This is a genomic window from Lottiidibacillus patelloidae, assembly GCF_002262935.1.
Lineage (GTDB): Bacteria > Bacillota > Bacilli > Bacillales > SA5d-4 > Lottiidibacillus > Lottiidibacillus patelloidae.
The window spans coordinates 133,189-145,678 of record NZ_NPIA01000007.1; the positions used below are offsets into that span (position 1 = coordinate 133,189).

Sequence of the window (12,490 nt, forward strand, 5' to 3'; positions counted from 1 at the left end):
TTCCCCCACACTTTGTTTTGTAAAATAAAATTAATTAGGTTTTTCTCTACTAGTTTCGTTTATAAAGACTTACTAGACACGCATTCTTTAGAAACATCTATTCTAATAATATTGATGTAATAACATTGATGATAAATATCAATCTAATATATATTTGCTAGAACACTATTAATTTCTTTTACTGATTTCTCTGAAATTGAAAAAGTTGTATGAGAATCTTTATCATTCATTAGTATTCCACTATTCTCGTATAACCATAAAAAATATGTATCATTACCAATTTCAATTTTATATTGAGGATCAACCATGTCTGTTGAATCTGAAATTATTGATGCATTATTAATAGCCTCATAGAAAATATTAATAATTTTAGTATCATTTATTTCTCTTAGCGAATTTTTTGACGTTACAGAAAAGCTTTTCATTTTATATATATTCATACTTTCGATATTATTTATATTATTTTCTGTACATCCAATTAGTATCATGAATAATGCTAAAAATGTTGCCAGGTTAAAAAAGTGTTTTATCAAAACTAATTCCTCCATAGCAATAACAATTCCATACTTAAAAATTGGACTGCGCCATTTTAAATCAAATGTTTGTTAGGAAAATGTACCAACACATAGTCAATCAGTCAATCTTCCCATACATCAGTCATCAGTTTTTTTATTTTTTCGCTACGTTTTTTCGTTTCCTCACCGTCAGGTATCCAACGACCATCACGGTAAACAACAACATCATTTTGTTTTACAGAAGAGTCTACATTATTTCGAGAATAATCCTTTGTTTTCCCTTCTATCTCAATTATTACAATGTTTCCCTCGAATCGATCAATAATCCCTCTCATTCTAAACCCTCCTTATTGTGGAGTAAAAGCTGTAGAAGTGTGTGTTGTCACTCCATTTGCGTTCACAGTAATATCGCCATTAACGGTAAAACCTTTGGAAGCTCGCCCAATCTTGAACGTCAATAGGACCTTACCATTAGAATCGGTTTTACCTGTGTATTCCGTTTCTGTTGATTTAAAGTGTAATAATAAATTTACTGCTGCATCTGCTACAGGATTACCAACTTGATCATTGACTGATACGGTTACTGTAATTGTTGCGTTTTGCTTGGGATTTGGATTGCTAATTATTGATGAAGCTGAGATACTCTTGACTCCCACAGGTGCGTTCGCTTCCTCTTCTACATCATCTTCATTCTCATTCTTATTTTCAGAGTCATCCTCAGCTTTAGTAGTTGATTCTGTCTTAGTTGTAGTATTAGGTTTATATACCCATGAACTTGTATTTATATCTAACGAATGTCCATTTGTTGTAAAAATAATTGTGCCCTGCTTATCATTACGATATATCTTCGCACCCGAATCATCTAATCTTTTTAATACTTTATCTGTAGGATGACCGTAGGAATTTTTTCCAACCTGAATTACTGCATAATCTGGTGTAACTATATTTAAAAAGCTCTGAGATGTACTTGTATTGGAACCGTGGTGCCCTACAGACAACACATCTACATTCAATTTGTTTCCAAACTTTAAAATCATTTCTTCTTCTGATTGTTTATCTGCATCACCAGTAAATAAGAATGATTTTTGCCCATAAGTTAATTTTACAACAATGCTCATTTCATTTCGGTCTGAAGAGGTACCTATTGGTGCAAGAAATTCTGTTTTAATACCATCGCCCAGGTCTATTGTAACGCCTTCCTTACCGGTTTTAACTTTTAACCCTTTATTACGAATTGACTGTAATACATCTTCATAGGTTATGGTATTAGCTGAGATTTTTGGCATGTAAATTTCGCCAATATTAAAAGAATCAATTACAGCATCTAATCCTCCCACATGATCAGCGTCGGGGTGTGTACCAATAACATAATCTACGCGGGAGATTCCTATCTTGTTAAGATATGCTACAATGTCGTCTTCATCATCATTGTTCCCTGCATCTATAAGCATTACTTTTCCGCTTGGAGCAATAATTACTTGTGCAGATCCTTGCCCGACATTTACAAAATGAACTGTCAGCACTCCTTGATTTTTAGAAACTATTTCTTCTTTCTTTTGTTCGTCTTTTTTCTCTTGTTCCTCTTCTTTTTTAGATTCGTTTTTAGACTTTTCTTCGCTAAGTGATTCTTGTTCTTTATTTAATTCTTTATCCTCATCACTTTTACTATCTAATTTCTGTTTTTCATTTTTCTTGAATTCAGAAGCGGCTTCTATTGAAGCTTTGCCTTGTGGAGCACCTTCTACATCGGGAAGGAATGCAGCACAAACACCTGTACCAATAATTGATAATACAAGGGCAATACCCGCAATTTCCCTAGATTTTATATATAAACTAGAGACTTTCCCTTTTATTAATGCAGTAATACTAGCAAAGATTAATAGAAAAAATAAGTACAGAAATAATGTTGCTACCCCATCTTCTAAAAAGAGTATAAAAATAAAAGGTAAACTCAATATACCTCCAACTATGAAAGATATGTATTTAGGATAATCCTTATAGTTTTTAATTAATAGATAAATGCCATAAGGTGTTGCTATCATAAGCATTAACAATGTAAACCACTTTTTACTCGATAACAAATCTACTCAACTCCCATTATTTTATTTTCTTAATACCATTAAATTTAAATAAATCACGTCACTGAGGTTAAGCGATTCATCTATCTTTATCTGTGGGTTAAATTACAGAGGTAAATACATAGTTTAAGATATTGTTTGTTAACGTTTGAAGTTCATGTATTTATTCATTGATATGTATGGGATTAGTAGACTATTAACACATACATACGTATGATATAGATTTGTTCAAGGATATAATAATTAACTAGTTTTATTCGTTATTAACCTAAGAACCCAAAGCTTTTACAATTCGTTGCAATAACTCTTCTAATTCCTTTTTTGTTTGGAACGTATACGTATAACCAAAATTAGACATCAGTTTACCGCCTTCTTCCTTTTTAGGGAATCGTCTTAACGCTGTGTTTTTAATTTGTTTGTTTGGCACATCCATCAACATTTTGTCTTGCTCGACGAGCGAAGGGTGAATAGCAATAGTTGGTGATACATTATCTAATAGATAAACGAAAGATCCTACATTGGCCTCATGTTCAAATTCAGCTGCTTTTTTAGTTAGGTTTGTCATGTTAAAATTTACTTTCTTAAATGCTGATTCAAACCTTTCTAAAGGGACAATTCGTTCATTTGATTTAACTGAGCTAGGGGATTTATTGACTTTAGATTTCTCCTTATCAATAACCAACGATTCTTGTTGTTTTTCTTGTTTCAGTTGTTCCAAATGTTCTTCTATTTCTGTAAGCCTCTTTGTAGTTTCTTGAATATATGTATCCATCCACTTTTTCATATCATGATGGTCTTGTTTTTGGGTGCTCGGCAATTCATACGTGGGAGCTCTAAATGTATGACTAACATAAACTTCCATATACCATATACTTAAGTCGAACAGTGCCTGATGAGCTTGTTTCGCTACTTCTTGATCCATCTCTAAAACTTGATGCGACGCAATATTTCCCTTTTTCCTTATGTATTCCAATTTTTTATAAATATCGTCTTGAATAATGTCTTGTCTATACAATCTATTTATCTTTTCCACCTGTTTCAGTGGATAAACTTCATTCATGTTTTCTTGCTCAAAGATCATCGATACTAACATTTCTCCAAACAAGCGCGCCTGTGTCATAGCTGGTTGCGGTTGATCCCATAATAGCGTTTCTACTCGAATTGCTAACTCTTCTAAGGTACTAGAAAATTCCCCGATGAAATTAAATATACTTGATTTCATTCTTATTACACTTCCTTCTATCTTAATACTCCATATAGTTTACCACTATTTCTAAAAATTGGAAGCTTTATAGAATGCGTTGGTTAATAGTTTTGAAATCTCGGATACATATTTACCTCATAGATTTAACTTACTAGGTAATCATAGCAAGTTAATTCAGATACTCTACAAATACTACTAAACACTTACGTTACTAACTGGAATAAAGGGTTTGTTAAATGATAGTTTTCCTTGGATATTATATTCAGAAAGTATAAAACGGAAGTCAAATAAGACTTCCGCATATTTCATATATCGTTCTTGATGTTTAACTAAATACAAAAGATGTTAAAGTATTTTACAGGCTTTTATCACTGACTATTTCTAATAATTGCTCATGAATTTTCGCCCAATTTCTTGTTAAGTCTAGAGTACATATCTTAATATCAAACCCATGTATCTTATAGTTCAAGTTAATTGATTTGTCCACCCTTGGATACAAAAGAATGCCCTTTGATTTACGACCAGAATAAAACTCATCATTTTTAATATAGGAAAACAGTTGGTATAGATGTGCGCTATGTACCGTTTCTTTATCCCAGTATTCACCAAGAGTTTTTTTATAAAATTTTGTATCCATAATTATCTTTTGATTTGATATTTCTAATGAAATATCGGTTTTCATATTGGGAAGATAATTTGTTTTATTCCCTTCGGCAGGCCAATTAATTGATTCACTTTTAACTTTCGATCCATTAATTTCTTTTCTGTAAAAATTTTTAACGAAATTTTCGAACAACCTTGCCATAAGATGATGTTCACGATTAAAATCTAGAAATATCTTTTGACTCTCACCTTCATTAAGTAAACTATTCTCCCAAATAAACTGGCAAATGTTTAATAAAAATTGGTAATGTTGATTGTTGCGATGCAAGTTAATCTCTTTAAACATTCTTATATTAACTTTAATTAATGAGATACCATGAAAATATGATAGCACACTCTTAATTTCATCTTGGTACTTCTTTTCTAACTCTTTATGCTTAGTTAAAAAGTAGAATGTTGATTTAATTAATTGATTATGCAGAATATCATATGTCATATTCTCTTGTTGAATGAACATTTTAGCTCGCTTGTGTGAAAAGGTTTGGATTGATTCTTTGAAAAGTATCTTTCCTCTAATAATTCCTGACTCTTCTTGATATTCTATATATTTTTTATAAAAACCTTTTTTGATGAGTGCCTTAATCTTCATTAAGAGCACTTTACTTAATAGATTTATTAGATCTTTTTCGTCATCTTCATAAACAGTTATAAAATTTTTCTCATGCGGATGGTCCCAAGCATAAGCTAACATATAATAAATGTTCTTAATAGGTACTCTACTAGGATCGTTTGATGAGGTCATCAACCTTATCCTCCTGGTCAAACCAATATTCTTGTAATAATGGTTTGATTTCCAAACGTACTACTCGTTCATACCATGATTGCTCATCTTGCACTGCCCCATCTGGACAAAAATAGCTATGACCTATTTCAAATCCTTTTCCTAAGTTAACTTTGTCATTAATAATTTCAATATTCACATCGTCCATAAATGCTCGTATCTTATCAACAAAACCTTGGCTGATTCCTTTCGATTTTAGGTGATCAGCAAAAGTATCAGTATGAAAACCAGGTACTAAATCAATAAAAGCAAATCGCCTACGAAGGGCATAATCTACCATTGCTAAGGAGCGGTCCGCGGTATTCATAGTAGCTATCAGATATACATTTTCAGGAATATAAAATGTTTCCCCTTTACCGTATGCCAATTTTATTGCGAATTCATTTCCCCTTTTGTCAGCTTCCATTAGCATCATGACTTCACCAAATATTTTTGAGAGGTTTCCGCGATTGATCTCATCAATAATAAAATAAAAGTTTTCATCAGGTTGTTTTTGCGCCTGTTTACATAGCGAGTAAAAAATACCATCCTGCAATTCAAAATGTCCTTCATCATTTGGTTTAAAACCACGAATGAATTCTTCATATGAATAGGATTGATGAAATTGAACCATTTCTATATTCTCAATTTGTTTCTTTTCCATATGTAAATATGCTAACCGTTTGGCAACAAACGTTTTTCCAACACCTGGGGGTCCTTGCAATATAATATTCTTCTTATATTCTAAAGACTCAATAGCATCTTCAATTTTTTCTAAATCCATAAAAACTTCTTTTGACAAATAATCAATTGTATATGGAATAGATTTTACTGCATTTGGATTTTCAGTTTCATATGGTGGCGAAGTTTCTAATATCTCTATGCGTTTCAATAGACTTTCTAAAAAATCATTATAAGGAGTGATATCTGTCAACGTTTTTGTATTTATCGGTAAGTCTGATACATCCCATTCTCCCTCATTTAAATAATGAACTTCTCTATACGAATGGTGATCACCATTTTCGGTATCAAATTTGTACTGTGAAATGATTTCAGCTAAAGCTATTACTTTTGACTTTCCACGTTTAATTAGGACAAAATCTCCTTCTTTCATATCACGAACAAATTGTTCATTCGCAAGAGCATCATTAGTTGGTGTGTGATCCAATCCATCTAACTCTTTCAGTTTCTCTGCAATATCCTTCTTATTCTTATAGTTGCGTAAATCCCCAAGTTTTTTCCAACCGATTGAAATTTGATTTTTTTGCTTGAAAGAATCCCACTGATTGCCTCCTTCTCCAGCAGCTAACAGCCAATACCTAGGATTATGAAAAATTTCATCATCTTGTAATGTCTGTTTACTTTTTTCAAATACAAAACTAAAGAACTGATCGACTTCATAATAAACTGGGAGATTAGTATAGCGCCCAACAATTGATTCGTATTTATCTGCAATATTATATTGCCTTATAATATTTTGAAACTTAACAAACTTTTGAGAAAAAGTATCACCCCGACTATAATTCGGATCAATTTCCAACTCGTTCTCTACGGCAACACGATCTCTTTGGTTATAAAAACAATATTGTTCTGGAAAGATATTACCAATCATTTCACTTAGTGCATTTGCTCCAATTCCGAATAATTTATAATCTGGATTATTTAAAAACTGATCCATTCGTATTTCTATTGAATCATCTCCATGAACAAGATAAAGAAAACTTTCTCGATATTTTTCTAATGGTGCATTCATTTTCCCAAATGCTCGGCTTCTAGCGATCGCCATTCGATAAGCATTTACATGATTACCTATTTTTTGAAAGTCTTCCCACTCCATATTTTTTATGAAATCAGGATTTCTAAATTGAATGAAGTATTGATAGCTTTGCTCTATGTAATTAAGTTCAGGGAGTTTTCCTTGTGTTTCATTTTTATAATAATTAAGGTATTTCTCTATAATAGATAAATCAGAGTTGTTTGTTAAAAGGTTTGGGTGATTCCAATAATCTATTAAATAAGAAAACTCTTTTTCACTTAATTTATAATTGGTCATTTGTGGAGCTCTTATAACTAGTAAGTTCTTTGTTTCTGGCATTTCTTTTAATAGATGTCTAAGTAACATTCCATCAGATTCGGTTAATCGAACTTCTTTTACTTTTAATTCAACAGTTGATAGTCCATCACCATTGATAAAGGGCTCTGTTATAATCTCAGAGATAGCAATAATTCCTCCACTGTTCTTCTCTTCACCATCAGAACGCCAAATAAATACTTGATCACCTATTTTAATATCTTTTAGATGATGTGCCTGTCTTATGCTCCAGTCAATTATCTCCCCATTTTTTACATAGCTATTAATATCATGTAGATCAGGATACTTTTCTTTATCTATAGTAAAACGTTTTGGATTACCTTGGAAAATCCATTGAGACAATGTGTTTCCTCCTCTTATTGAACATCTTTATTATATTAGTAATGTCATTATATACTTTAACATAATTTAACAATTTTTATCCTATTTAAGAAAACCAATAAAAAGAATGAATTATTTTTTTTATGATGATATGACCTTTCTAGAAATAGACAAAAGCTATCCTAAAAAGGATAGCCTTTCCATGACATAAGGATGCATAAATTTAATATTTATATTATCCTAATTATTCATTCAATTAATCATTGATAATTAATATTTTTTTGCTAGATTATTTTTATCGAGATACTAACTTACTGTTCTCCCTAAGGAATTCAACAACTCTATCATCCTTAAGTGATATATATTGATAATCTTTCTTATATATATTTATAAATAGTTGATCTCTATCCTCTTGTTGTTTTATGCGAATACCTGTCTTTTTATCATTGACTAGCACTTTTTCTAACCCCATTCTGTCGGCAATATAATCTTCTGTGTATGTTGCTCTTGGTAAATCAATTACAATCTCAAATCTGGTAGACTTTAGAAACACTTTTCCCCATTTATTCGTTTTAGTCCCAAAAATGGTAAAGTTTTTACTCTTTATGGAGTAATTATCATCTTTTAATTTATCTAGATAGGAATTTCCTAAACAATTTATCGTACTTTTGAATTCATCTAGTTTCTCCATTCTCTCACTACCTCCTATTATTACTTAGCCAACATGTTCTACTAACTCTTTAAGCTTATCTCTTAATACTATTTCTTCCTGGCTTCCAGTAGTTTTCAGTCTAATTATTGGAATATCGTACTTTTTTAATATATTGTTCTTCATCTCATCCCGTTTTAACTGCACTGGGTTAGGATCTAAATACACTCATATAAAAACATGAACCATAATAGGTTCATGTTTTTTGAAGTTAGTTCTTATCATATTTATTATGTGTTCTTACTTTCTTGAAGCAATATAAGCAGAGTTCCATTTAATGGAATCCATTCAAATATTCAAATTTCTCTCTTTATTTCTCTTTTTGTAATAAATAATAATATTATACTAGTGTACTTTTTAGTTGCCAAATAAAGAATTAACTAGATTTTATAAACACTGTTACTCGTCTAACTATTTTAGAGAATACTTACCACTCATTAAGACCCCATTTAATTAAGAGTATTAGTATCACTCATAAATTATTTAACTTCAAGAAGCCTTTTAACTCTCGCTAATACTTCTCCTATACCATAATCATTAATTACTAAATCAGCTACATCATCAAGGTCTGTTGGGTCATTATTGACTATTACTAGCTTTGCCCCATTCTCCTTTGCATCGACAGGAAACCAGTTGGCAGGAGATACAGAAAGAGATGATCCTAAGACAATAAACAAATCAGCTTTTTCAGACTCTATTGAAGCGAATTTCAGTGTCTTTTCAGGTAGGTTTTCTCCAAACAATACAACACCTGGACGTATTATTCCTCCGCACCTACATGTTTCTTCATTAAGGAATTTTTCAATTTCATATTCTGTTAAACAGTCATTACAATGTGCTCTACTCAATGAACCATGTAATTCGAATACGTTTTGACTACCTGCAGCAGCGTGCAGTCCGTCCACATTCTGTGTAATAATCGATTTAATTAATCCTACTTTCTCCCATTGTGCTAAAATCTCATGCCCTTTGTTAAATTGTACATCTTGCAAATCAAGGATTCTCTTTCTATAAAATTTCATGAAAGATGTACGGTTATGTTTCATTGCATCAACGCTAGCAAGAGATAAAGGATCAATTCCGTTCCACATTCCATTTTGAGCAGAACGGAAGTCTGGCACTCCACTTTCGGTAGCCATACCAGCACCTGTGAAGATAACTGTATGACGAGAAGATTTCATCATCTGTTTAAACTGCTCGAATATATCCACTTCCAGCTCCGTAACCTTTATCCCTGTTGCTTTTTCCCACCTTCGAACAGTACTTAAACTAGGTTTACTATCTGTAATTTCTTTTAGAAACTTCAAGCGAAATTCAGGGTGAATATACTTCGGAAATAATTGCATCCAAGGATATCTTTCTAAAATTTTAAGTGCTCCTTCAAAGCCTTTAAATTGTTGGTTACTCATATTATTAGTTGTAGCACTGATGTTCCTTCTTTCTCTTTGGACTCTACCGGGTACTACTTCATCATCCTCAAGAGAGAATATTTCATTTACTCTCCTACTGAAGACCCAAGATTCGTCTTCTTGCTGCTTTCCAATAAGAGTAATGGAGCCGCCCTCAGCACCTAACTCTAAAATCTTTTGCCAATTATTTTTCACAAGATTTCACCCTTTCTTTATTGAATGAAAAACAGAGTATATTTTCTGTGAAATTCTTTTTATTGTTATTACAAGAATAGGAATTTAATGCGGGTTTTATTAGATCGGTTAGTTGAGTAAGTGAGTTACTATTTTCCGACAATTACTATTAATAATTACCAAATAAGTATGTTGTACTTAGGCTTTTTAATGAAAATTTTCTATTAATTTGTCATATGTTGCGCTTGCCTGGGAAATTTATTAACGGAAGTCTTGTAGATTTCTGCTTCCTTCCATTAATATTTTTTTAGAAACTTATAAGCTGCTTTGCCACCGGTATTGGATATTCTCTTTCCTTCTTTATTTTTTTATAAAAGTTAATACCTCAGAGTTGTAAAACTCTGAGGTTCTTTAATGCTTTATTTTCCCCAAGCAGGAGCTTTGGCTCCTTCAATAACTAACTTAGGTTTACCACCAGAAACAGGTACAATATAGATGGAATTGTTCTTTTCAAAAGCAATGTGCTTTCCATCGGTTGACCACGCAGGACGCGCCATCACAATTCCTGAAATAAGATTAACTCCACCAGAACCGTCAGCATTCATGACCCACAACTGATATTCTTCCGTATCAACAGGAGCCTTAACGACTGCAATTTTGCTTCCGTCATGATTATATGAAGCTTGAAAATAATCATGGTTTGCATCATTTAATAAATCCTTTGCTTTGTTTGAGTTAACATCAATCAAGACAAGCTTAAAGTATGTTCCATCATCACTTAATTGTGTTGCAATTATTGAACTTCCATCTGGTGACCAATCAGGCCAACCTCTTGGAGAGAAACCACTATACGTTCTTTCAAATTCTCCACTTTCAGTAAAAGCTGTAGCAATTAGCATCAAATTATAACTCATGTCAAAAGCTACTTTTGATTTATCCGGTGAAAAAACTGGATTATCTGACAACCACTGACTAGCAACTAGTTTTTCTTGTCCGCCGCTTGCAGGAATCATAAATATCTTTGTTTTTTCAAAACTGTAAACAATACTTAATCCGTCATTTGAAACATCTGGGTTTGAATCAGGCTTTCCATCTACTCCAGTCGTTGATAATTGTTGTAAATTTGATCCATCTGGGTTTGCAGAAAATATGAAGTTATCTTTCATAAAATATAGTGTTCCTGAAAAAGTAGATTGCTTTTGTCCCTCTTCTTCTCCTGCTTCCTTTGCACCCTCTTGTACTTGAACGTTTTCAGAACACGCAGACAAGATTAATAAAAAGCAAACTAGCATAACATAAGCATTTAAGCTTTTCATATTAACCACCTATCTTTCATTAGATATACAGTTAATTTATATTCACATATTTTTAAGTCTATCCACACATTACCTATTATCCAGTTAAATAAAAAAATCCCCAATAGTAGGGCGTATGGATACTAAATGTAGTATCTGTACCTCCACTTTTGAGGATAAATTTCTTTTTTCTTTATTTGTACTCCTTACATGACTCTCGCTTAATAATCTTATAAGGTAAAATAATTCGTTTTGCAGGTTCTTCAGGATTTTCAATTTTTTCAATTAAGCACTTGGCTGCCTGGTAACCAAGTTGATATATATTAATATCTACTGTTGACAGCGGAGGTCTGGAAACTTCCGAAAGCATAATATTATTAAAGCTTACGATTGATAAGTCATCAGGAACTGATATACCTATTTCATCAAGCGTCTTAAGCATCCCAAACGCCATAATATCATCTGCTGCTATGATTGCAGTTGGCGGTTCTTTTAAACTTAGTAATTTTGAAATTGCTTCCTGTCCACCTTCTTGTAAGAATTCTTCGTGGACTATATACTCGTCACGATATGTGAGACCAGCATTTTGCAAAGCTTCTTTATACCCTAACAATCGGTCAATTGTTACGACCAAGTTAATGTTTCCACCAACAAACGCAATTCTTTCATGACCTAATTGAATTAAGTGATTGGTAACATCTTTACTAGCCATAATATTGTCATTATCAACATGGGTAATATTATCCATGTTTTTCGCTGGCTTTCCAATAATCGTAAACGGAAATTTCTGTTTATGTAAATAGGACATAATTTTATTGTCAATGCTAGAATATAATAGAATTATCCCATCTACTCGTCGACCTTGAACCATTCTGACGACTTCTTCATATATATCTCGTTCTGTTGCTCCCGTTGATATATAAAGTGCAAATTCTTTTTCATGCGCAACTTTACTTATACCTCGAACTACTTCAGGAAAGAAAGGATTTTGGAACGCTTTATCCGTTGACCTAGGAATAATAACTCCAAAAGCTTGTGATGACTTATTTGCTAAGCTACGAGCATTTAGGTTTGGATGGTATCCTAATTCTTTCATTGCATCGCGCACTCGTCTTTTTGTATCTTCACTAATACGAGGGCTATCAGCAATTACTCTCGAAACAGTCGAAGGTGCGACATTTGCTAATTTCGAAACATCTTTAATTGTAACAGCCATTAGTGTGATCCCCCTACTACTTTCAAACCAAAAAGTATTAATATTTACATCAAA

10 protein-coding genes are annotated in these 12,490 nt (G+C 32.3%); all 10 read right to left on the minus strand.

Going from position 1 to position 12,490, the window contains the following annotated elements:
• Window positions 1-143: 143 nt before the first annotated feature.
• The 10 genes from CIB95_RS13000 to CIB95_RS13045 all read right to left on the minus strand — a co-directional run bounded on the left by CIB95_RS13000 (window position 144) and on the right by CIB95_RS13045 (window position 12,436).
• Window positions 144-533 (minus strand): hypothetical protein, encoded by a 390-nt coding sequence (locus CIB95_RS13000; RefSeq protein ID WP_094925821.1) that lies wholly within the window; start codon window positions 531-533, stop codon window positions 144-146.
• 104 nt (window positions 534-637) lie between these two features.
• Entirely contained in the window at window positions 638-850 is a 213-nt protein-coding gene (locus CIB95_RS13005; protein ID WP_094925823.1) for a DUF3006 domain-containing protein, read from the minus strand.
• Window positions 851-862: 12 nt separating this feature from the next.
• Window positions 863-2,596 carry an MBL fold metallo-hydrolase gene (locus CIB95_RS13010; RefSeq protein WP_094925825.1) on the minus strand — a complete coding sequence of 578 codons (1,734 nt, stop codon included), beginning with the start codon at window positions 2,594-2,596 and terminating at the stop codon, window positions 863-865.
• Between the two features lie 265 nt (window positions 2,597-2,861).
• Entirely contained in the window at window positions 2,862-3,815 is a 954-nt protein-coding gene (locus CIB95_RS13015) for a DUF4145 domain-containing protein (RefSeq protein ID WP_094925827.1), read from the minus strand.
• A gap of 337 nt (window positions 3,816-4,152) precedes the next feature.
• A complete protein-coding gene (locus CIB95_RS13020; protein WP_094925829.1) occupies window positions 4,153-5,202 on the minus strand; it encodes a 5-methylcytosine restriction system specificity protein McrC in 1,050 nt (349 codons plus the stop codon).
• Complete coding sequence (locus CIB95_RS13025) at window positions 5,180-7,654, minus strand: AAA family ATPase (protein ID WP_094925831.1); 2,475 nt, start codon at window positions 7,652-7,654, stop codon at window positions 5,180-5,182. The genes CIB95_RS13020 and CIB95_RS13025 overlap by 23 nt, the downstream gene beginning before the upstream one ends.
• 274 nt (window positions 7,655-7,928) lie before the next feature.
• The gene (locus tag CIB95_RS13030) at window positions 7,929-8,324 is read right to left on the minus strand and encodes a hypothetical protein (RefSeq protein WP_094925833.1); all 396 of its coding nucleotides are present in this window, start codon (window positions 8,322-8,324) and stop codon (window positions 7,929-7,931) included.
• 497 nt (window positions 8,325-8,821) lie between these two features.
• Window positions 8,822-9,946 (minus strand): NAD-dependent deacylase, encoded by a 1,125-nt coding sequence (locus CIB95_RS16585; protein WP_332893347.1) that lies wholly within the window; start codon window positions 9,944-9,946, stop codon window positions 8,822-8,824.
• A 398-nt stretch (window positions 9,947-10,344) separates the two neighbouring features.
• Window positions 10,345-11,241, minus strand: coding sequence for a TolB family protein (locus CIB95_RS13040; protein WP_094925835.1), 897 nt, complete (start codon window positions 11,239-11,241; stop codon window positions 10,345-10,347).
• Window positions 11,242-11,413: 172 nt separating this feature from the next.
• On the minus strand, window positions 11,414-12,436 hold the full coding sequence (locus CIB95_RS13045; RefSeq protein WP_094925837.1) for a LacI family DNA-binding transcriptional regulator: 1,023 nt from the start codon (window positions 12,434-12,436) through the stop codon (window positions 11,414-11,416).
• Window positions 12,437-12,490: the final 54 nt, after the last annotated feature.